Source organism: Serratia sp. CY37869, from assembly GCF_052168895.1.
Lineage (GTDB): Bacteria > Pseudomonadota > Gammaproteobacteria > Enterobacterales > Enterobacteriaceae > Serratia > Serratia ureilytica.
This window is the reverse complement of sequence record NZ_JBJNLU010000001.1, coordinates 1,325,481-1,346,535: the sequence shown is the minus strand read 5'-3', so window position 1 is coordinate 1,346,535 and position 21,055 is coordinate 1,325,481. Positions and strand designations below refer to the sequence as shown.

The 21,055-nt window shown below is 61.4% G+C and carries 23 protein-coding genes; 9 read left to right on the top strand and 14 right to left on the bottom strand.

Going from position 1 to position 21,055, the window contains the following annotated elements:
• Positions 1-150 precede the first annotated feature (150 nt).
• Positions 151-858, top strand: coding sequence for a murein tripeptide amidase MpaA (gene mpaA / locus ACJ8J1_RS06500; protein WP_033643228.1), 708 nt, complete (start codon positions 151-153; stop codon positions 856-858).
• Between the two features lie 3 nt (positions 859-861).
• On the opposite strand, the gene ycjG is transcribed toward mpaA, so the two are convergent.
• Positions 862-1,836, bottom strand: coding sequence for an L-Ala-D/L-Glu epimerase (gene ycjG, locus ACJ8J1_RS06495; protein ID WP_046687132.1), 975 nt, complete (start codon positions 1,834-1,836; stop codon positions 862-864).
• Positions 1,837-2,061: 225 nt separating this feature from the next.
• Between ycjG and tpx the strand changes: the two genes are divergently transcribed.
• Positions 2,062-2,565: a thiol peroxidase gene (tpx, locus tag ACJ8J1_RS06490; RefSeq protein WP_004930536.1), complete on the top strand. Its 504-nt coding sequence runs from the start codon at positions 2,062-2,064 to the stop codon at positions 2,563-2,565.
• Between the two features lie 56 nt (positions 2,566-2,621).
• Here the strand turns inward: tpx and tyrR are convergent, their stop codons facing one another.
• The 7 genes from tyrR to pspA all read right to left on the bottom strand — a co-directional run bounded on the left by tyrR (position 2,622) and on the right by pspA (position 8,622).
• The gene (gene tyrR, locus ACJ8J1_RS06485; protein ID WP_033643230.1) at positions 2,622-4,193 is read right to left on the bottom strand and encodes a transcriptional regulator TyrR; all 1,572 of its coding nucleotides are present in this window, start codon (positions 4,191-4,193) and stop codon (positions 2,622-2,624) included.
• Positions 4,194-4,506: 313 nt separating this feature from the next.
• Positions 4,507-5,568, bottom strand: coding sequence for a YcjF family protein (locus tag ACJ8J1_RS06480; RefSeq protein WP_060660661.1), 1,062 nt, complete (start codon positions 5,566-5,568; stop codon positions 4,507-4,509).
• Positions 5,565-6,962: a YcjX family protein gene (locus ACJ8J1_RS06475; RefSeq protein WP_033650278.1), complete on the bottom strand. Its 1,398-nt coding sequence runs from the start codon at positions 6,960-6,962 to the stop codon at positions 5,565-5,567. The genes ACJ8J1_RS06480 and ACJ8J1_RS06475 overlap by 4 nt, the downstream gene beginning before the upstream one ends.
• A complete protein-coding gene (gene pspD, locus ACJ8J1_RS06470; protein ID WP_072055823.1) occupies positions 6,943-7,209 on the bottom strand; it encodes a phage shock protein PspD in 267 nt (88 codons plus the stop codon). Before pspD ends, ACJ8J1_RS06475 begins: the two co-directional genes overlap by 20 nt.
• A 97-nt stretch (positions 7,210-7,306) precedes the next feature.
• The gene (pspC, locus tag ACJ8J1_RS06465) at positions 7,307-7,666 is read right to left on the bottom strand and encodes an envelope stress response membrane protein PspC (RefSeq protein ID WP_033643233.1); all 360 of its coding nucleotides are present in this window, start codon (positions 7,664-7,666) and stop codon (positions 7,307-7,309) included.
• Positions 7,666-7,893: an envelope stress response membrane protein PspB gene (gene pspB, locus ACJ8J1_RS06460; protein WP_004930553.1), complete on the bottom strand. Its 228-nt coding sequence runs from the start codon at positions 7,891-7,893 to the stop codon at positions 7,666-7,668. Before pspB ends, pspC begins: the two co-directional genes overlap by 1 nt.
• Positions 7,894-7,956: 63 nt before the next feature.
• Positions 7,957-8,622, bottom strand: a complete 666-nt coding sequence (gene pspA, locus ACJ8J1_RS06455) for a phage shock protein PspA (protein ID WP_046687135.1) — start codon at positions 8,620-8,622, stop codon at positions 7,957-7,959.
• Positions 8,623-8,806: 184 nt separating this feature from the next.
• On the opposite strand from pspA, the gene pspF reads away from it, so the two are divergent.
• Positions 8,807-9,814, top strand: coding sequence for a phage shock protein operon transcriptional activator (pspF, locus tag ACJ8J1_RS06450; RefSeq protein ID WP_060660660.1), 1,008 nt, complete (start codon positions 8,807-8,809; stop codon positions 9,812-9,814).
• Between the two features lie 155 nt (positions 9,815-9,969).
• Here the strand turns inward: pspF and ACJ8J1_RS06445 are convergent, their stop codons facing one another.
• Together ACJ8J1_RS06445 and ACJ8J1_RS06440 are read right to left on the bottom strand one after the other, a co-directional pair.
• Positions 9,970-11,100: an MFS transporter gene (locus ACJ8J1_RS06445; protein WP_060660659.1), complete on the bottom strand. Its 1,131-nt coding sequence runs from the start codon at positions 11,098-11,100 to the stop codon at positions 9,970-9,972.
• A 30-nt stretch (positions 11,101-11,130) separates the two neighbouring features.
• Complete coding sequence (locus tag ACJ8J1_RS06440) at positions 11,131-12,096, bottom strand: SDR family NAD(P)-dependent oxidoreductase (RefSeq protein WP_060660658.1); 966 nt, start codon at positions 12,094-12,096, stop codon at positions 11,131-11,133.
• A gap of 83 nt (positions 12,097-12,179) precedes the next feature.
• On the opposite strand from ACJ8J1_RS06440, the gene ACJ8J1_RS06435 reads away from it, so the two are divergent.
• Complete coding sequence (locus tag ACJ8J1_RS06435; protein ID WP_154582449.1) at positions 12,180-12,317, top strand: hypothetical protein; 138 nt, start codon at positions 12,180-12,182, stop codon at positions 12,315-12,317.
• A 157-nt stretch (positions 12,318-12,474) separates the two neighbouring features.
• Here ACJ8J1_RS06435 and zigA read toward each other — a convergent pair whose 3' ends face one another.
• The 3 genes from zigA to folE2 are packed head-to-tail and all read right to left on the bottom strand — an operon-like array spanning position 12,475 to position 15,149.
• Positions 12,475-13,662 (bottom strand): zinc metallochaperone GTPase ZigA, encoded by a 1,188-nt coding sequence (gene zigA / locus ACJ8J1_RS06430; RefSeq protein ID WP_033650275.1) that lies wholly within the window; start codon positions 13,660-13,662, stop codon positions 12,475-12,477.
• A gap of 10 nt (positions 13,663-13,672) precedes the next feature.
• On the bottom strand, positions 13,673-14,233 hold the full coding sequence (locus ACJ8J1_RS06425) for a carbonate dehydratase (RefSeq protein ID WP_033643236.1): 561 nt from the start codon (positions 14,231-14,233) through the stop codon (positions 13,673-13,675).
• On the bottom strand, positions 14,223-15,149 hold the full coding sequence (folE2, locus tag ACJ8J1_RS06420) for a GTP cyclohydrolase FolE2 (protein WP_103681800.1): 927 nt from the start codon (positions 15,147-15,149) through the stop codon (positions 14,223-14,225). Before folE2 ends, ACJ8J1_RS06425 begins: the two co-directional genes overlap by 11 nt.
• Positions 15,150-15,353: 204 nt before the next feature.
• On the opposite strand from folE2, the gene sapA reads away from it, so the two are divergent.
• The 5 genes from sapA to sapF are packed head-to-tail and all read left to right on the top strand — an operon-like array spanning position 15,354 to position 20,648.
• Positions 15,354-17,003, top strand: coding sequence for an ABC transporter substrate-binding protein SapA (gene sapA, locus ACJ8J1_RS06415; RefSeq protein ID WP_033643238.1), 1,650 nt, complete (start codon positions 15,354-15,356; stop codon positions 17,001-17,003).
• Positions 17,000-17,965, top strand: coding sequence for a putrescine export ABC transporter permease SapB (gene sapB, locus ACJ8J1_RS06410; protein ID WP_004930575.1), 966 nt, complete (start codon positions 17,000-17,002; stop codon positions 17,963-17,965). The genes sapA and sapB overlap by 4 nt, the downstream gene beginning before the upstream one ends.
• On the top strand, positions 17,952-18,842 hold the full coding sequence (gene sapC / locus ACJ8J1_RS06405) for a putrescine export ABC transporter permease SapC (protein ID WP_004930580.1): 891 nt from the start codon (positions 17,952-17,954) through the stop codon (positions 18,840-18,842). Before sapB ends, sapC begins: the two co-directional genes overlap by 14 nt.
• Positions 18,842-19,834 carry a putrescine export ABC transporter ATP-binding protein SapD gene (gene sapD, locus ACJ8J1_RS06400; RefSeq protein ID WP_016927551.1) on the top strand — a complete coding sequence of 331 codons (993 nt, stop codon included), beginning with the start codon at positions 18,842-18,844 and terminating at the stop codon, positions 19,832-19,834. Before sapC ends, sapD begins: the two co-directional genes overlap by 1 nt.
• A gap of 1 nt (position 19,835) precedes the next feature.
• Entirely contained in the window at positions 19,836-20,648 is an 813-nt protein-coding gene (sapF, locus tag ACJ8J1_RS06395) for a putrescine export ABC transporter ATP-binding protein SapF (protein ID WP_016927550.1), read from the top strand.
• A 145-nt stretch (positions 20,649-20,793) separates the two neighbouring features.
• On the opposite strand, the gene ACJ8J1_RS06390 is transcribed toward sapF, so the two are convergent.
• Complete coding sequence (locus ACJ8J1_RS06390; protein WP_004930590.1) at positions 20,794-21,051, bottom strand: hypothetical protein; 258 nt, start codon at positions 21,049-21,051, stop codon at positions 20,794-20,796.
• Positions 21,052-21,055: the final 4 nt, after the last annotated feature.

Here is a 21,055-nt window from a genome sequence, read left to right as displayed (position 1 = left end):
CAGGCCAGGTGCGGTTTAATTGGCGTTTTCGCCGCTACCGCATCACAGATCGCGCAAACGCCGCACAATTGCGATGGGAAAGATGTCTCAAAGCGTAATACACTGAATAAAATGACAATGACTCTCGGCCTTTAACTCAGGGACAACACCATGACCGAACATCGACCGCGCAGTGAACGTGGCCAGTTGGCCGTCGCAGGAGAGAACTACGGCAGCTCGCTGCTGGGCGCGCCGCTGCTCTATTTCCCGGCGGCGGTCAGCGGCCCGGAAACCGGGCTGATCATCGCCGGCACCCATGGCGATGAGAGCGCCGCCATCGTAACCCTGTCCTGCGCGCTGCGCAGCATCGCCCCCGAACAGTTGCGCCACCACGTGGTGCTGGCGGTCAACCCCGACGGCTGTCAGCTGGGGCTGCGCGCCAATGCCAACGGCGTCGATCTGAACCGCAACTTCCCGGCCGCCAACTGGCGCTCCGGGGACACCGTCTATCGCTGGAACAGCGCGGCGCCGGTGCGCGACGTCAGGCTCTCCACCGGCGGGCGCCCCGGCTCCGAACCGGAAACCCAGGCGCTGTGTCATCTGATCCATCGCCTGAAGCCGCATTGGGTGGTGTCGTTCCATGAGCCGCTGGCCTGCATCGAAGATCCCGCCAGCTCGCGGCTCGGCGTTTGGCTGTCGCACAAGTTCGAACTCCCGCTGGTGACCAGCGTCGGCTATGAGACGCCCGGTTCGTTCGGCAGCTGGTGCGCGGATCTGTCGCTGCCGTGCATCACCGCCGAATTCCCGCCGATCTCCGCCGATGCCGCCAGCGAGCGCTACATCGACGCCATGACCGAACTGCTGACCTACCCGAATTAATCCCTACGGGGCGAGATCGACGATCGCCCCGCATTCGAACGCCAGACCCGGTTCGACGTCCCGCGCCAGCCAGGTCGGGCCGTCCAGATCGACGAAGCGCGCCGCCGGCGCCAGCGGCAAGGCGGCGGATATCGCCCGCGACGTGCACAACATGCAGCCGAGCATGATGGCGAATCCCTGTTCGCGCGCGGCCTGCGCCAGCGCCAGCGCCTCGGTCAAGCCGCCGGTTTTGTCCAGTTTGATGTTGACCATCTGATAGCGTTGCGCCAGCCGCGGCAGATCGGCGCGGGTGTGGCAGCTCTCATCGGCGCAGATCGGCAGCGGATGAATAAAGTGTTCCAATGCGGCGTCGTCACCGGCCGGCAGCGGCTGCTCCAGCATCGCTACGCCGAGATCGGCCAACAGCTGGCAGCGTGCCGCCAGCCCTTCCGCCTGCCAGGATTCATTGGCGTCGACAATCAGCGTCGCCTGCGGCACCGCGGCGCGGATCGCCACCAGCCGCTCGCTGATATAGTGATCGTCGAGTTTGATCTTCAGCAGCGTGGCGCCCTGCCGCTCCAGCTCACGCGCGGCGAAGGCCATCGCTTCCGGCGTTCCGATGCTGACGGTCTGCGCCATACGGATCTGCGCCGGCGCCGTCACGCCGCTGCGCTGCCACAGGCTCTGCCCGTGCAGACCACACTCCAAATCCCACAGCGCCGAGTCCAGCGCGTTGCGGGCCGCGCCCGCCGGCATCTGCGTCAGTAGCTGTTCGCGGGTGATGCCTTGCGCGATCGCCGGCGCCATCTCTGCCAGCTGCGTCATCACCGATTCCTCGCTCTCGCCATAGCGCGGATACGGCGTGCATTCGCCGACGCCGCGCACGCCCTGCTGTTCGATTTCGACCACCACCACCCTGGCTTCGGTGCGGCTGCCGCGCGCGATCACGAAGGCGGTGTGCAGCGGCCAGGCTTCCGGGTAAAAACGCATGTCTCTCATAACGGCTCCTGAGCGAAAACTGCGCATCCAGGCAGGCTGATGCGCCGGTGATGTTTTATAGAACAGCCTAATATATACAACTATTTAGCAAACTTTGATATCCAATCCGCCCCGCTTGTCATAAACTGGCGTCAGGGTGTGAACCTGATGTTAACAGCCGCCGCCGGCGCGCCGTTTTATCAGGTTCATACCCTTTGTATAAACACCTGTAAAAGGAATCTAGCAATGACTCAGACAGTACATTTTCAAGGCAATCCGGTCAGCGTAGCGGGCAAACTGCCACAGCAGGGCGAACAGGCCAAGGCCTTCTCGCTGGTTGCCAAAGACCTGTCAGACGTAGCGCTGAGCAGCTTCGCGGGTAAACGCAAAGTCCTGAACATCTTCCCAAGCATCGATACCGGCGTCTGCGCGACGTCGGTGCGTAAATTCAACCAGTTGGCCAGCGGCCTGGATAACACCGTGGTGCTGTGCATCTCCGCCGATCTGCCGTTCGCCCAGTCTCGTTTCTGCGGCGCGGAAGGCCTGAGCAACGTGGTCACGCTGTCCACCCTGCGCGGCGCCGAGTTCAAACAGGCGTACGGCGTTGAAATCGCCGAAGGTCCATTGGCGGGCCTGACCGCGCGTGCGGTCGTGGTACTGGATGGCCAGGACAACGTGCTGTACAGCGAGCTGGTGAACGAAATCACCACCGAGCCGGATTACGACGCAGCGCTGGCAGCGCTGAAATAATAAAGCCGACGAACGCCGGCTTTGGATACACGGGAAGGCGCCGCAAGGCGCCTTTTTTATTCTTCGCCTTCAGCGCCGCCTTTGCGGCTGCTCAGGCCATACTCGCGCAGCTTGTTGGCGATGGCGGTATGGGAAACGCCCAACCGCTTCGCCAGCTTGCGGGTGCTGGGATAGGTGCGATACAGGCGCGTCAGCACCGAGCGCTCGAAACGCTTGCTGATGTCGTCCAGTGAACCGTCCAGCACCTCGTCGCCCAGCGACATCTCCACCTCGAACTCCGGCAACACGATATCCTGCGGCCGCAGTTCGTAGCCTTCGGTTTGCGTCAGCGCGCGGTAGATGGCGTTTTTCAGCTGGCGCACGTTGCCCGGCCAGCCGTATTTGCTGAGGAAGCTGCCCAGATCGTTCGCCAGCTTGGGCCGCGCCACGCCCTGCTCATCGGCGAAGCGCGCCACGAACAGCTCGGTCAGCGGCATGATGTCCTGCGGGCGTTCGCGCAGCGGCGGAATGGTGATGGTCAGCACGTTGAGGCGATAATAGAGGTCTTCGCGGAATTCGCCGCGCTGCACCAGCTCGGTCAGGTTCTTCTGGGTGGCGCAGATCACGCGCACGTCGACGTGCACCTCATGCTCTTCGCCGACCCGGCGGAACGTGCCGTCATTGAGAAAACGCAACAGTTTGGTCTGCATGCGCGGCGACATTTCGCCAATCTCATCCAGCAGCACCGAACCGCCGTTGGCCTGCTCGAAGAAGCCCTTTTTGCCTTCCAGCGCGTTGGGATAAGCGCCCGGCGCATGGCCGAACAGCTCGCTCTCCACCACGTCATCCGGCAGCGCGGCGCAGTTCAGCGCCAGGAACGGCTGTTTGCCGCGCGGGCTGCGCAGGTGGCAGGCGCGAGCCAGAATATCCTTGCCGGTGCCGGTATCGCCCACGATCAGCAGCGGCGCATCGAGCATCGCCAGTTTGCGCGCCTGCTCCAGCACGTGACGCATCTTGGCGCTCACCGCGACGATGTGATCGAATTCGGTATCGTCGTTCACCGACAGATTTTGCAGTTGGCGGCCCATGCGCGCGGTGGACTTCAACATCACCACCGCGCCGACCGCAGCCGGCTGTTGCTGTTCGTCTTCCAGATAGATAGGCGTAATGTCCATCAGGAAGTCCTGGCTGCGGATCACCACCCGTTCTGAGTGCGGCGCCGTATGCTCACTCTCCAGCCAGCGGCTGAAGTTATAGCCGCCGATCAGCGCCCCGGCGGTCTGGTTGCGGATCTTGTCTTCGTTCAGGCTGAACAACGCCAGCGCCGCCGGATTGGCCAGCTCGACCTTGCCCTTCATGTCGATAGAGAACACCGGCTCCGGCATCGACTCCAGCAGCGCACGCAGCGCGCGATGCTCGCGTTCGGAAGGCATAAAGCTGACGGTGCGCACGTCGGTCACGCCGGCGATGCGGCGGATCTCCGCCATCAGCGCGCGGAAAGTATCGAAGTCCAGCTGGGAGAAATTGAGGTAAATGCGGCCGATGGGATCGATCTCGATGCCACGTAAGTCAATGCTGCGCGATACCAAAAGATCGAGTAATTCTCGAGTGAGACCGAGGCGGTCTTCGCAAAATACTTCCAAACGCATCAGTGTTGGCCTTATCTCTGCAGGTGCGGGGATCGTTAGCGATGATGATACTCCCTCGCACCGGGCGGTAGAAGCGATCTGTCAGCAAAAGTTGACAGAACTCTGATTTATTGCCGTGGTTGCTGATTTTAAACGCAAGCGAATAACAGCATCGGCGTCATTTTAGCCCACAAACAGAGAGTTATCACAGAAAGATTTAATTTTGCAGATATTTATCACGCAAGCGCAGGGGGATCGACTATCGTCAAGTCTCGATTACGTCCGGCGTTGGCGCCGGTGAAATAACGGCGCTGCCAGGAGCGCCGTCGCGGGGTTATTTGGCCTTGCCGTCGCTCTTTTTCAGCGTGTCTTTCAATTGGCCGATCAGCTGGCTGCGGAAATCGCCAAGCTTCGGTTTCTCCCCTTCCAGCCACGGCAGCGGGCGACACAGTTCCATCGCCTTGATGCCCAGCCGCGCGGTCAACAACCCGGCGCCGATGCCCTGCGCCGCGCGCGCCGACAGCCGCGCCGCCAGATCCTGCGACATCCAGTCCATGCCCACTTCGCGCACCAGTTCGGAGGCGCCGGCGAAGGCGATGTTGAGCAGCACCAGTCGGAACAAACGAATGCGGCTGAAGTAGCCCAGTTCGATGCCGTACAGCGCGGCGATGCGGTTAATCAAACGGATGTTGCGCCAGGCGATAAACGCCATATCCACCAGCGCCAACGGGCTGACGGCAATCATCAGCGTCGATTCGGCGGCGGAGCGGCTGATTTCGCGCCGCGCTTGGTTGTCGAGCACCGGCTGCACCAGTTTGGCGTACAGCTCCACCACTTCACGGTCATTTTGGGTTTCATGCAGCGAGGCCTGCCAGCGCTGCAGCGCCGGATGCCCCTGATCCAGCCCGGCCTGGCGCGCCAGTTTCTCGCAGAATTCGCGCCCTTGCCCCAGTCCGTGGCTGTGCAACAGCTCGCGCGCCACGTCGCGCTCTTCCGCGCGCTGGCGCAGCCGATACAAACGCCGCCATTCGGTGACCACCGAACCAACGCCGGCGAACACGATCAGGCCGCCGGCCACGCCGCCACCCATGGCGATCCAGTCCTGCTGCACCCAGGCGGTATGCACCCACTGCACGCCCTGCGCCACCACGCTGACGCCGAACAGCGCCAACCCGGCGGTGACCATTTTGCGCCACAGGCTGCGTTTCGGCTTCAGCGCAGCGTTGATGATGCCCTCGGCGCGCCCTTCTTCCTCCTCCTCCTGCAGCTCCGGCGCCGCCGGAAAGAAGCTCTCCGCCTGCTCGGCGTCGAAAGCGACGCCGGCGCGCAACGTCGGTTCCTGCGGCGGCTGCAACGGCTCGTCAAAATCGATACGCGGTTTGATCGGCTCGCTCATCGCAATTTGTCTCCCAGTAAAAATTCCATCACCGCATCCAGACGGATATGCGGCAACGGGCTGTCCACGCTCATGGCACGCGGGCGAAACTCATCGAAGTGAAATCCCTGGCTTTGCCAGAACGCCGGCCCCGGCAAACGGGCCGGCACTTCGCCGGGGAACACCGTCAGCGGCGCGCCGTCGCTGAGGCGATTGCCCTTCAGCGCCGGAATACGCTGCCCCTGATGATCGACAATGCCGCTCTCGGTCGCCTGCACCGAGGCCAGGCCGACGCAATCCATGCTGATGCCTTCGAACGCCGCGTTCTGCCACGCCTCTTGCACCAGCTGTTGCAGCAACGACACCAGATTGGCGTGCTGATCGGCGGTGATGTGGTCCGCCTTGGTGGCGGCGAACATCAGTTTGTCGATGGTCGGCGAGAACAAGCGGCGAAACAGCGTGCGTTTGCCGTAATGGAAACTCTGCATCAGTTGGGTCAGCGCCAGGCGCATGTCGTTGAACGCTTGCGGGCCACTGTTGAGCGGCTGCAGGCAGTCAACCAGCACGATTTGCCGATCGAAACGGACGAAATGCTCTTTATAGAAGTTTTTGACGATCGACTGGCAGTAATAATTGAACCGAGCGCGCAGCATGCCGATATTGGTGTGTTTGTCGGCCTGCGCCAGTTTCGACTCGCCCACCGCGGCAACATCGGGCCACGGGAAAAACTGCAGCGCCGGCGCGCCGGCCATGTCGCCCGGCAGCACGAAACGGCCCGGCTGAATGAAGTGCAGACCTTCGCTTTTGCAGCGCAACAGATAATCGGTGTAGGCCTGGGCGATCGCCGCCAGGCGATTTTCGTCGGCCGGGGCCAGCGGATCGCAGGTTTTACACAGGTCAAGCCAGGGCTTGGCCCATTCGGCGCGTTCCCCCTGCAGCAGCCCGGTCATCTGCCGCGACCAGGCCAGGTAATCCTGCTCGAGCATCGGCAGATCCAGCAACCATTCGCCCGGATAATCGACGATCTCCAGGTACAGCGTCGAGGTGTCTTTGAAATGGCGCAGCAACGAGTCGTTGGAGCGGTAACGCAGCGCCAGTCGGATTTCGCTGACGCCGCGCGTCGGCGTCGGCCAGGCCGGCGGCGCGCCGTACAGCTGCGCCAGCCCTTCGTCGTAGGTGAAACGCTGGATGCCGAGATCGCGCTGCGGGATGCGCTTGACGCCCAGCAGGCGTTCTTCGCGCACCGGTGAAAACAGCGGCATGCGCGCGCCGCTGTGCACATGCAGCAGTTGATTGACGAAGGCGGTGATAAAGGCGGTTTTGCCGCTGCGGCTCAGGCCGGTCACCGCCAGGCGCAGATGGCGATCCATTCCGCGGTTGACCAGCGAGGTTAACTCATTTTGCAGTCGTTTCATTGCTCTCCTTGACGTAACGCCCGAATGCCTTGTTCAGGCCTTTACGGAACAGCGGTTCCAGCACCAGCGCCAGCACGAAGCGCACCGGTTTGCGGCCGACGGTCTTCAACAGCCAGCCGGCGGCGCCCGCCGGGCCATAGTTCAATAACGCTATGATGATGACTTTAGCCAATGTCTTCAACATTGCCGCCGCTCCTGATTTAAATCCACCCGTTCTGGGGGCGTTCGCGACATCAATTTTATTCATGACAATGCCCTCCGGCACAAGACGATTAAGATGATCTTCAACGGGATGACGGCGGAGAAGATACCCGGCCTGCACAGGCCGGATATCGCAAGAAGAGTTACAGCTTGCGGAAGCGGCTCTGAACGCCGAAGGTGTCGGACGTCACGTAACGCTCGACCTGACGCAGCTGCTGTTCGCCGCTGCCCAGCTCATATTCCAGCTGATCGAGCAACTGGCGCGGCGTCTTCTGATGCTCGCCCTCGAAACGGCTGGCCGGCGCTTCGTCCAACACGAACACCAGCGCGATATAGGCCACCAGCGTGAAGAAAAACAGCCCAAAGAACAGCGACAGCACCACCATCACGCGGATCAGGCGCACCGGCACGTCGAAATAGTGAGCCAGACCGGCGCAGACGCCTTTTACCATGCCTTCTTCGGGTACGCGATAAAGCTTTTTACTGCCCAGCGTCATGCTCATCAGGACTGTCTCCAGTTCGGGTGTTCCGCATCGAGGATCTCTTCCAGCGCCTGAATGCGTTCACGCATGCGTTTGGCGTCTTCCGCCAGCTGCGCCAGGCGCTGCATTTCTTGCTGACTCAGCTGGATGCCGGTCTGTTGCCGATTGCTGTAATGCAGCCAAAGCCAAATCGGCGCGACAAACAGCACGAAAATTGTCAGCGGAATGGCAAGTAATAAAGCACTCATTGTTATTCCTTCTTATCGGATCCTGGATAGGCGGCCACCTCCGGCGTGTGGCCGCGGTTCGCCTTACTCGGAGCGGTTCATCTTGGCTTTCAGCGCCGCCAGTTGCTCACTGATGGCGTCATCGGCTTTCAGCTCAGCAAACTCCTGGTCCAGCGACTTCTTTTTACCGATGCCGATGCTTTCCGCTTCGGCTTCCATATGGTCGATGCGACGTTCGAACTGTTCGAAACGCGCCATCGCCTCATCCAGCTTGCCGCTGTCGAGCTGACGGCGCACCTCGCGCGAGGAAGATGCGGCCTGATGGCGCAGCGCCAGCGCCTGCTGCCGCGCGCGGGTTTCGGTCAGCTTGTTTTCCAGCTCACCGATTTCGCTCTTCATGCGCGCCAGCGTTTCTTCTACGGTCGCCACTTCCTGCGTCAGCGTGGCGATCAGGTCGGCAACCTTTTGTTTTTCGATCAGCGCCGCGCGGGCCAAGTCTTCTTTATCTTTGCGCAGCGCCAGCTCGGCTTTTTCCTGCCAGTCGCTTACCTGGCTTTCACCCTGCTCGATGCGACGCAGCAACTGCTTTTTCTCCGCCAGCGCGCGCGCCGACGTAGAACGGACTTCAACCAGCGTGTCTTCCATCTCTTGGATCATCAACCGCACCAGCTTCTGCGGATCTTCCGCCTTGTCCAGCAGGGTGTTGATGTTGGCGTTCACGATGTCGGCAAAACGAGAAAAAATACCCATAATTCACTTCCTCTTGGTTCTGATGGCGTCTGAAGCGCCGCGTTAAGTCGTACAGCTTGCCCAAAGAGATAATCAAAACCCGTGCCAACTTTTATCTAATTGAAAAACAACAACTCTTTATTTTTGACTCTCTGCGCGCTTGCTGTAGAGTGATTATTTTCACCAAACATTGGCGAATTTCATCATGAACGAACAGCCAGAGAATTTGTTGGGCGAAGCAAACGCCTTTGTCGAAGTATTGGAGCAAGTCTCCCAGGTGGCAAAGCTGAACAAACCGGTGCTGGTGATCGGCGAGCGCGGCACCGGTAAAGAGCTGATCGCCCATCGTCTGCACTACCTCTCCAACCGTTGGCAAGGGCCGTTCATCTCGCTCAACTGTGCGGCGCTGAATGAAAACCTGCTGGATTCCGAGCTGTTCGGCCACGAGGCCGGTGCCTTTACCGGTGCGCAGAAACGTCATCTGGGCCGCTTCGAGCGCGCCGACGGCGGCACGCTGTTCCTCGATGAGCTGGCGACCGCGCCAATGCTGGTGCAGGAGAAATTGCTGCGGGTGATCGAATACGGCCAGCTGGAACGCGTGGGCGGCAGCCAGCCGCTGCGGGTAGATGTGCGCCTGGTGTGCGCCACCAACGACGATCTGCCGGCGCTGGCGGCGGCGGGCAAGTTCCGCGCCGATCTGCTGGATCGGCTGGCGTTCGACGTGGTGCAGCTGCCGCCGCTGCGCCAACGCCGGCCCGATATCATGTTGCTGGCCGAGCACTTCGCCATTCAAATGTGCCGTGAGCTGGCGCTGCCGCTGTTTCCCGGCTTTACCGAACGCGCCAGGCAGACGTTGCTCAACTACGGCTGGCCGGGCAACGTGCGCGAACTGAAAAACGTGGTGGAACGTTCGGTCTATCGTCACGGCGACAGCGACAACCCGCTGGATGAGATCGTCATCAACCCGTTTGCGCCACGCGAGGCCACACCGCTTACGCCTGCCCCTGAAGGCGCCAGCGCGTTGCCGGCGCTGCCGCTCGAGCTGAAAAACTGGCAGTTGGAGCAAGAGAAGGCGCTGATCGAAGCAGCGCTGCAGCAAGGGCGATTCAACCAGCGCAAGGCGGCGCAGCTGCTGGGGCTCACCTACCATCAGCTACGCGGTATGCTGAAAAAGCATGCGCTGCTGCAAAACGGCGAGCAAGACGAGGATTAGCAACGCGGGGATTGGGTGCCGGTCTTTCCCGGCCGTCAGCTATTAGCCCCAGGTTGAGAGATGTGGCCTGAGAACGGCCGCCTGGAGAGGCCGGCCTTTCTCGACGGTCACGTCTATCTGCGGATAGCCCGCCGATGAATCACCTTCTTGTAAGATCACAGCGGTATTTTTCCTGCCCGATAAATGACGCCGAGCGACAACGCGACGCAGACCAGAAAGGCATAGCGCAAACCGACAGTTTCGGATAAGAACCCGATTAACGGCGGCCCGATCAGCGTCCCCAGAAAACCGATGGTCAGCACTGCCGCGATGGCGGCGCTTGGCGCCATGGAAGAAGACCTTGCGGCCGCCCCCGCAACCAGCGGAATAATGGCGCAAATGCCAAGCCCAACCAGGAAAAAACCGATTATCGACGTCACCAAACCCGGTAACCAGGTCGTTAGCGTCATGCCGGTGAATGCCAGCATCCCGCCCCATTGCAACGTTCTTCTCACTCCGATCCGATCCACGAACCGGTTCAGCATGAGCCGGCCGATCGTCATGGCCGCCATAAATACCGTAAAACCCAGGCCGATGTATTTTCGATCGACCGAGACGACGTCCTGAAAATAAACGACGCTCCAGTCATACATAATGCCCTCACAAGCCATCGAGCAGAAAACGATCAGGCCATAGTTGAACAGCGAGCGGTCCGGGATGGCGAAAGCGCGCCCGGTCTGTTCCAGTTCCGGTTTGTCGAACAATGCCCGCCGACACAGCAAGGCGGACATCAGAGCCACCGCCGCTATGCCCGCAAAGTGCAGCGGCAAGGCGACATCCCGACCGATCATTAACGCCCCGATCCCTGCGCCGACGAACCCCGCCACGCCCCATATACCGTGAAAGAACGGCAGCCTCGTTTTACCGCTGACCGCCTCGGCGATACTGGCCTGCATGTTGTTCGAGACATTGACCGCGCTGTAAGCGAACCCGCATAAAAACAGCAGCACCGCCAGTTGCAGGACCGTCGCGGCGAAGGGCACCAGAAGCAAAAGCGTGGCGTTGAACAGAATAGCCGCGACGCCGACCACCCTGCTGCCGAGTTTGGCGATCGCCCATCCCGATATCGGCAGCGACACGACCACGCCGGCCGACATGGCGAACAGGACGGTGCCGAATACGCCGTCAGACAACGCAAGCCCTCCCTTGATCGTCGCCATCCTTGAACTCAAACTGCCGAAACACAGCCCCAGCATGAAAAACATGCTGGATATCGCCAGATTTTTTTCTTTCATCATCGACATCATGGGCTCCCCCTTATCCGATTAGCGGCCTGGTCAGGCGAAGGCATCAATGCCGGTCAGCGATGCCGAAAGCGCCCACAGACGCTGCGCCTGTTCCGGGTCGATCGCGTATTCCTTCACGCCGACCAGCGCCTGACTGTCGTGGGCGGCGATGCCGGCAATATCGCCATCCTCGCAGTAGAGGCCCCCTAATCCCTGCAACTGCGGTGAGGTGGCGGCCCAGACCTGCGTAGCAGCCCCCTGCTGAGGCGTTTTAAGGGCATCGGGATCGGCCGGATTGCCCTCTTCGTCCATCCAGCCCAGGGCTATCATCTCTGCTCTCGATATGTGCCGCTGCAGCGGCGTGGCGATGCTACCCGGATGCAGGCTAAATGCGCGGATCCCCCGCGAGCGGCCCAGAAGATCCAACCAGACGGCGAACAGGGCATTCGCCGTCTTCGACTGACCATACGCCAGCCACTTGTCGTAACCGCGTTCGAACTGCACATCTTCCCAGCGGATCGCCGAATGGTGATGCCCGGCGGAGGAGACGGTGACCACCCGCCCGCCATCGGCAATGGTCGGCCACAGCAAATTAGTCAGCGCATAGTGGCCGAGATGGTTGGTGGCGAACTGCCTTTCCCAACCGTTCCCCACCCGCGCCTCCGGGCATGCCATCACCCCGGCGTTATTGATGACGATATCCGCCCGTAGGCTCGATGCGGTAAAGTCTGCAGCGAAACGACGCACGCTGTTCAAATCGGCGAGATCGAGTTCGGCGATCTCGACGCCGGCGCTCAGCCCTAACACCGCTTTGGCTGCCGCCGGTGCCCGGCAAGCGACGATAACCCGTGCGCCGGCGTCGGCCAGCGCCAGCGTCGTCTCCAGACCGAGGCCTGAATGGCCACCGGTGACGATGGCCAGCGTGCCTGACAGATCCTGGCTCGCGAGCACCTCGCCGGCGGTCGTTTTGGGCCCGAATCCTGACTTGATGGGGGTTTGTTGGGTAATCACAGGCATTCTCCTCACGGTTAACAGTGGCCGGCCAAACGCAGCCGGCGCGTCGATGAGAAGGAGTATGAAATTCCGTCACGGGACTGTGAATGCATGAAACCCCGAACTTCTGTCGAGATCGTCCAGGTTACGCGGCGAAAAAGAAAAAAGTGGAGCATGGCGGCTCGCCAGGCGAGGTTTCCGGTCTGAAACAGGCAAAAAAAAAGCCAGCACCCGAGCTGGCTTAAAAAACACTGGAAGCAATGTGAGCAATGTCGTGCCTTCCACATCAGAGCCGCAAACTGTGGCCTTCCGTGAACTGCCAGGCGATGATAATAGTTATCAGTATCGTCTGTAAAGCACTTTGTTGAGAATTTTTCTCATTACCACACGAAGATTGCGCAATTACCACTCAGGGAACGGGTCTGCCATCTCCAGCCAATAGTCCACGCCGGCGGCCATTTCGTCGTCGCTCAGCAGGCAGTCGTCCAGCAGACGCACGATCGCCGCCTGTTGCAAGTGCTGGCCGATAAACACCAGCTCCTGGCGCATGTCGCCGAACGGCTCCACCCATTTCTCCTGAATATGCGCCCGCGTTTGCGGATCTTGCGGCCAATTGTCTTGCGGGATCGCGCGCCAAAAGGTGCCCGCCAGGCCGTAATGGGCGATGCCGCCGGCCTGGCTCCACTGCCCGGCCTGCCGCGGCCGCGTCGCCAGCCAGAAGAAGCCTTTCGAACGCAGCAGCTTGCCGCCGCCCCAGTCGCCGTTGATCACGCGGTAGAACTTGTCCGGCGCAAACGGCCGCCGCGCCTGATAGACAAAGCTGCTGATGCCGTAGCTTTCCGTCTCCGGCACGTGTTCGCCGCGCAGCTCTTTCAGCCAGCCGGGCGCCTGCTGCGCCTTTTCAAAACTGAAGCTGCCGGTATTCAGCACCGCCTCCAGCGGCAGTTTGCCCGGCGCGATCGGCACAATGCGGGCGTCGGGATTCAGGCTGGCCAGCAGCGCCATCACTTCACCCTGCTGCGTTGGCGTCAACAGATCGGTCTTGCTGACCAGGATCACGTCGCAAAATTCAATTTGCTCAATCAACAGGTCCGCCACGCTGCGCAGATCGTCCTCGCCCAGGCTTTGGCCGGCCTCCTGCAGGCTTTGCGCCTGCTGGTATTGCCGGATGAAATTCACCCCGTCGACCACCGTCACCAGCGTATCCAGCCGGGCGAACTGCGACAGGCTTTCCCCTTGTTCATCCTCAAAGGTAAAGGTTTCCGCCACCGGCAGCGGTTCGGAGATGCCGCTCGATTCGATCAACAGATAATCGAAGCGCCCGTCCTGCGCCAGCTCGCGCACCGACACCAGCAGGTCTTCGCGCAGCGTGCAGCAGATGCAGCCGTTGCTCATCTCCACCAGCTTCTCCTGCTGGCGATCGAGGCGCACTTCATTCTCCACCAGCGCAGCGTCGATATTCACCTCGCTCATGTCGTTGACGATCACCGCCACGCGCATGCCCTGCCGGTTGTTCAGGATGTGGTTCAGCACCGTAGTCTTGCCGGCGCCGAGAAAGCCGGAAAGCACGGTCACGGGAAGTTGTTTCATGGGGACCTCATTAAAATTCATTGCGTAATGCCTGGTAACCGCGCACCAGCTCGACGTTGGTGGCGGCCACTTCTTCCGAAAACTGCAGCGCGCCGCGATCGACCTGGCGATAGCGCGACAGGTCGCTGTCCGGCCCCACGCGCTCGGTCGAGGGGATATAGCGGTTTTCCGGCAGCGTTACGCCGTCCACGACCGCGTTGTAGCGCACCACGCAGCCGGACTGAACGTGGCAGTTGAACAGCACGCTGTTGAAGCCGATAAACACCCGATCGTCGATGCGGCACGGGCCGTGCACAATGGCGCGGTGGGCGATCGAGCTGTAACGGCCAATAGTCACCGCCGCCCCGCTCTTGGAATGGATCACCACGCCGTCCTGAATATTGGAGTGCGAGCCGATGACGATCGGCTCCATGTCGCCGACGGCGTTCAACTCGTCGGCGCGAATTACCGCATAAGGGCCGACGTAAACGAAGTCTTCGACGATCACCCGGCCGCAAATAATGGCAGTGGGATCGATGTAGGCCAGCGGCGAGACCTGCGGCAGATGGCCACTGGGGTTTTTACGCAGCATGGTGTTCTCCCCGCCAGCTCAGCTCCGCCACCGCATTGTGGGCATGCAGGCTCTCCTGATGCTCGACGCGCAGCGAAAAAGCGCGGTAGTCGCACTGGCTGCGCAGCATGCGATACAGACGGCGCGCCGCGTCCTCGCAAAACATCAGATTCTGACCGTTGGCCAATGCGAAGGCCTGTTCGTCGCTGCGTTTCACCAGCGTTTGCACCGGCGTGCCCAGCGCGTGTTCGATGCGATCAATCAGTTTCACCGGCTCAAACGCCCGTTCATTCTCGGGCGTCACGGTGATCCAGGCCCAGCTGCGCTGGCTGTGGGGGGTGGCCGGCATCCCTTGCTCCAGCAGCCACTCGCTCACCTGCCGTTGGCTGACCCGCTCCGCCGCCTGTTCAAAATCAAACTGGAACTGTTGCTGCGCCAACTGACGGCTGAGCGCCGCCGAACTCGGGCAGGTGGAGGAATAAGGCACGCCGACGATCAGTGCCAGCGTCAGCGTATCCGTCAGAGTGGCCTCGATGCGCAGCGGATAGGCTTTCCAGCCGCGCTGCGGCGACAGCAGCGCCGGGCGTGACAGCAACAGCTCGCCGCCGATCGACAAGCTGGCGCGATCGCTGTGTTCCGGCTGCGAAGCCAAAAAGGCCTGCAGCGTTCGGCCGATGCGCTGCGGCGTCAGCTCGCCCTGCGTCAACTCGTCCAGCGCCAGATACAGCCGCGACATGTGAATGCCGCGCTCGCCCACTGCTTCGGCGCGCAGGTTGATACCGGCGTCGACCTTCGCCATCAATGGCTTGCCGGCCAGCTCCAGCGGCAGCGCGATCCCTTGCATCCCGACCCAATCGAGCCCGACATCACTCATTTCGCCGCGCCATGCCTGAGCATCCGGCAGCGAACGGCGTGGTGGAAGTGCAACTTCGTTCATACATCCCCTTGCGTTATTGTGACTTTGCCGGGGAACGGTAACATGATTTTGTTATATTATAACATAACATGGAAAACTTTTTTCTTGCCGCTGAACGGGCTGATCAATCAAGTCGCAGAAAACTCAGCGATTTTGCTCAATGGATTGGGCTGCTGGTCAGAGTGCGATACACTAACGCTATTGCTGATTAACCCATGAGCCTCTATGCGTGGTTTACCCTTTTGGATACTGTCGTTGTGCCTGACGGGCTCTGCCCTGGCCGCGACAACACCGCCCGCGCCCAGCGCGGCGCCGCTGCCGGACATTCGCCAGAGCGGCTTTGTTTATTGCGTCAGCGGCATACTGAATACCTTCAACCCGCAAATGGCCAGCAGTGGCCTGACGGTGGATACCCTGGCCGCCCAGCTGTACGATCGCCTGCTGGACGTCGACCCCTACACCTATCGCCTGATCCCCGAGCTGGCGCAGAGCTGGGAGGTGCTGGACAACGGCGCCACCTACCGCTTCCATCTGCGCAAGGACGTGCCGTTTCAGACCACCGCCTGGTTCACGCCCACCCGCAAGATGAACGCCGACGACGTGGTATTCAGCTTCGCCCGCGTATTCGATCAGAAACACCCGTATCACGACGTGAACGGCGGCGAATACCCCTATTTCGACAGCCTGCAGTTCGGCGATTCGGTGCAGAGCGTGAGAAAGCTCGACGACTATACGGTGGAGATTCGCCTGCAGTCGCCGGACGCCTCGTTCCTGTGGCATCTGGCGACCCACTACGCGCCGGTGCTGTCCGCCGAGTACGCCGATCTGCTGACGCGTGAGGGCCATCAGGAGCTGATCGACCGCGAGCCGGTCGGCAGCGGCCCGTTCCTGCTCAACGAATACCGCTCGGGGCAATATATTCGCCTGGCGCGCAACGCCGCCTACTGGAAAGGGCTGCCGCGCATGCCGCAGGTGGTGATCGATCTGGGCGCCGGCGGTACCGGCCGCCTCTCCAAACTGCTGACCGGCGAATGCGACGTGCTGGCTTATCCGGCGGCCAGCCAGCTGTCTATCCTGCGCGACGATCCGCGCCTGCGCCTGACGCTGCGTCCGGGGATGAACATCGCCTATCTGGCGTTCAACACCCGCAAACCGCCGCTCGACAACCTCAATGTGCGCCAGGCGATCTCGCTGGCGATCAACAACCAGCGGTTGATGCAGTCTATCTATTACGGCACGGCGGAAACCGCCGCCTCGATCTTGCCGCGCGCCTCCTGGGCCTATGACAACGACGCGCACGTCACCGAGTACGATCCGGCCAAATCTCGCGAGATGCTGCGGCAGGCCGGCGTCGGCCAGCTGAACCTGAAGCTGTGGGTGCCTACCGCCTCGCAGTCTTACAACCCGAGCCCGCTGAAAACCGCCGAGCTGATCCAGGCCGACCTCGGCCAGGTGGGCATCAACGTCACCATCGTGCCGGTGGAGGGCCGCTTCCAGGAAGCGCGCCTGATGGAAATGAACCACGATCTGACCCTGACCGGCTGGGCCACCGACAGCAACGATCCGGACAGCTTCTTCCGGCCGCTGCTGAGCTGCGCGGCAATCCGTTCGCAAACCAACTATGCTCACTGGTGTGACCCGAGCTTCGACGAAGTGCTGCAGAACGCGCTGCTGTCGCAGCAGCTGTCTCAGCGCATCGACAACTACCGCAAGGCGCAGAAAATCCTCGAGCAGCAATTGCCGGTGCTGCCGCTGGCGTCTTCCCTGCGCCTGCAGGCCTATCGTTACGACATCAAGGGATTGGTGCTGAGCCCGTTCGGCAACGCCTCGTTCGCCGGGGTTTACCGTGAATCCGCGCCGGAGGTGAAAAAGTGATTATCTTTACCCTGCGCCGCATTCTGCTGCTGCTGATCACGCTGTTCTTCCTGACGCTGGTCAGCTTCAGTCTGAGCTATTTCACGCCGCGCGCGCCGCTGAACGGCGCCGCCCTGCTGGACGCCTATCAATTCTACTTCGTCAGCCTGCTGCACTGGGACTTCGGCGTCTCCAGCATCAACGGCCAGGCGATCAGCGAACAGCTGCGCGAAGTGTTCCCGGCCACCATGGAACTGTGCCTGCTGGCCTTCGCCCTGGCGCTGTTTATCGGCATTCCGCTGGGCATCATCGCCGGCGTGCTGCGCGGCAAGTGGCAGGACACCGCCATCAGCACCTTCGCGCTGCTGGGCTTTTCGATGCCGGTGTTCTGGCTGGCGCTGCTGCTGATGCTGTTCTTCTCGCTGCATCTCGGCTGGCTGCCGGTTTCCGGCCGCTTCGATCTGCTGTATCAGGTGAAGCCCATCACCGGTTTCGCGCTGATCGACGCCTGGCTGTCGGACTCGCCGTATCGCGCCGAGATGATCGGCAGCGCCCTGCGCCACATGATCCTGCCGATCGCCGCGCTGGCGGTGGCACCCACCACCGAAGTGGTGCGGCTGATGCGCATCAGCACCGACGACGTGCTGAGCCAAAACTACATCAAGGCCGCCGCCACCCGCGGCCTGTCGCGCTTCACCATCATTCGTCGCCACGTGTTGCACAACGCGCTGCCGCCGATCGTGCCCAAACTGGGGCTGCAGTTCTCCACCATGCTCACGCTGGCGATGATCACCGAAGTGGTCTTCAGCTGGCCGGGCCTCGGCCGGTGGCTGATCAACGCCATTCGCCAACAGGACTATGCGGCGATCTCCGCCGGCGTGATGGTGGTCGGCACGCTGGTGATCACCATTAACGTTCTGGCCGACATTCTGGGTGCGGCAACCAACCCGCTGAAACATAAGGAATGGTATGCCCTTCGATAACGTATACCGCGAGAAAAAGATGCCGAGCCCGCTGCGCTACACCTGGCGGATTTTCTACGGCGACGCGCTGGCGATGATCGGTTTTTACGGCGTGATCGCCCTGTTGCTGTTGTCGCTGTTCGGTAGCCTGCTGGCGCCCTACGCGCTGGATCAGCAGTTCCTCGGCTATCAACTGCTGCCGCCGTCCTGGTCGCGCTACGGCAACGTGTCGTTCTTCCTCGGCACCGACGATCTCGGGCGCGACATCCTCAGCCGCCTGTTGACCGGCACCGCCGCCACCTTCGGTTCCGCGCTGGCGGTGACGCTGGCCGCGGCGTTCTGCGGCGTGATCCTCGGCGTGTTCGCCGGCGTCACCCACGGGCTACGCTCGGCGGTGCTCAACCACATCCTCGATACCCTGCTGTCGATTCCGTCGCTGCTGCTGGCGATCGTGGTGGTGGCGTTTATCGGCCCCAAACTTGAACACGCCATGCTGGCGGTGTGGCTCGCCTTGTTGCCGCGCATGGTGCGCACCATCTACAGCGCGGTGCACGACGAACTGGAGAAAGAGTACGTGGTGGCGGCCCGGCTTGACGGCGCTTCCACGCTGCAGATCCTGTGGTACGCGGTCATGCCGAACATCGCGGCGGTGCTGGTGACCGAGTTCACCCGCGCGCTGTCGATGGCCATTTTGGACATCGCCGCGCTCGGCTTCCTCGATCTCGGCGCGCAATTGCCTTCGCCGGAATGGGGAGCGATGCTCGGCGATTCGCTCGAGCTGGTGTACGTCGCGCCCTGGACGGTGATGCTGCCCGGCGCGGCCATTCTCGTCAGCGTGCTGCTGGTTAACCTGTTAGGCGACGGTATGCGCCGCGCAATCAATGCCGGGGTGGAATAATGCCGTTACTCGATATCCGCAATTTGACGATTGAATTTATGACCGCCGAAGGGCCGGTCAAGGCGGTCGATCGCGTCAGCATGACGCTGACCGAGGGCGAAGTGCGCGGGCTGGTGGGCGAATCGGGCTCCGGCAAGAGCCTGATCGCCAAGGCCATCTGCGGCGTAACCAAAGACAACTGGCGCGTTACCGCCGATCGCTTTCGTTTCGACGACATCGATCTGCTGCAGCTGAGCCCGCGCGAGCGGCGCAAGCTGGTGGGCCACAACGTCTCAATGATCTTCCAGGAGCCGCAGTCCTGTCTCGATCCTTCCGAGAGCATCGGCCGCCAGCTTGCGCAGGCCATCCCAGGCTGGACCTATAAGGGCCACTGGTGGCAGCGCTTCAACTGGCGCAAACGCCGCGCCATCGAATTGCTGCACCGCGTCGGCATCAAGGATCATGACGACATCATGGGCAGCTTCCCGTACGAGCTGACGGAAGGCGAGTGCCAGAAAGTGATGATCGCCATCGCGCTGGCCAACCAACCGCGCCTGCTGATCGCCGATGAGCCGACCAACGCCATGGAACCGACCACGCAGGCGCAGATTTTCCGTCTGTTGGCGCGCCTCAACCAGAACAACAACACCACCATTCTGCTGATCAGCCACGACCTACAGATGATGAGCAAGTGGGCCGATCGGGTGAACGTGCTGTACTGCGGGCAAACGGTGGAGAGCGCCCAGTGCGAAGAGTTGCTGGCGGCGCCGCACCACCCTTACACCCAGGCGCTGATCCGCGCCATGCCGGACTTCGGCCGCTCGCTGCCGCACAAAAGCCGGTTGAATACGCTGCCGGGCGCCATTCCTTCGCTGGAACACCTGCCGATCGGCTGTCGCCTGGGGCCGCGCTGTCCTTACGCGCAGAAGAAGTGCATCGAAACGCCGCGCCTGCGCCCGGTCAAAAACCACTTCTTCGCCTGCCACTTCCCGCTGAACATGGAGGAGCAATAACATGGAAACGCTGTTGGAAGTGCGCAACCTGAGCAAAACCTACCGCTACCGCACCGGGCTGTTCCGCCGCCAGCACGTCGAGGCGGTGAAATCGGTCAGCTTTACCCTGCGCGAAGGCCAGACGCTGGCGGTGATCGGCGAGAACGGCTCCGGCAAATCCACGCTGGCGAAGATGCTCTCCGGCATGGTGGAACCCACCGCCGGCGAGCTGCTGATCGACGATCATCCGCTGGCATTCGGCGATTATCGTTACCGCAGCCAGCGTATTCGCATGATTTTTCAGGATCCGAGCACCTCGCTCAACCCGCGCCAGCGCATCGGCCAGCTGCTGGATGCGCCGCTGCGGCTGAACACCGATCTTGAGCCCGCCGAGCGCGAGCAGCGCATCAACCAAACGCTGCGCCAGGTCGGCATGCTGCCGGATCACGCCTACTACTATCCGCACATGCTGGCTTCCGGGCAAAAACAGCGCGTCGCGCTGGCCCGCGCACTGATCCTGCAACCGAAGGTGATCGTCGCCGATGAGGCGCTGGCGTCGCTGGACATGTCGATGCGCTCGCAAATCATCAACCTGATGCTGGAACTGCAGGAAAAACACGGCATTTCCTATATTTATGTCACCCAGCACCTCGGCATGATGAAACATATCAGCGACCAGGTGCTGGTGATGCACGAAGGGGAAATCGTCGAGCGCGGCAGCACCGCGGAGGTGTTGGCGGCGCCGCTGCACGAATTGACCAAGCGTCTTATCGCCAGCCACTTCGGCGAAGCGTTGACCGCCGATGCCTGGCGGCGCGACGGCGGCCGCTTCTGAGTCACGCCTTCACCTCAAACCCGCTGCGGCGGGTTTTTTATCGCCTTGCGCGCCTGCCGCTTAGCAAGAAAGTGCACATGCAAATTACATTCTTGTTATATATCCTTATATTTTATTCCTTTCAGTTATTGATTAGTCCGTAACATTATTTTATCTCGCCAGGGCGATCGGTGAGGATATCCCCTACGTTGCACTTCTCATACGACAGGATATCGCACTGATGAACAGCATTCGCCATCGCCGCCTTACGCAGTTTCTGCTCACGCTGGCAGCCGGTTTTTCTGTTTACGGCCACGCCCTCTGCTGTGATGAGCTGCGCTAAAACCGCCTTTCGCCCCGCCTGCGGGCATGTTGCCTCTTTGTCCAGCCGACGCTGCCGCGCGCAGCGGCGGCTGTTGATCATGATT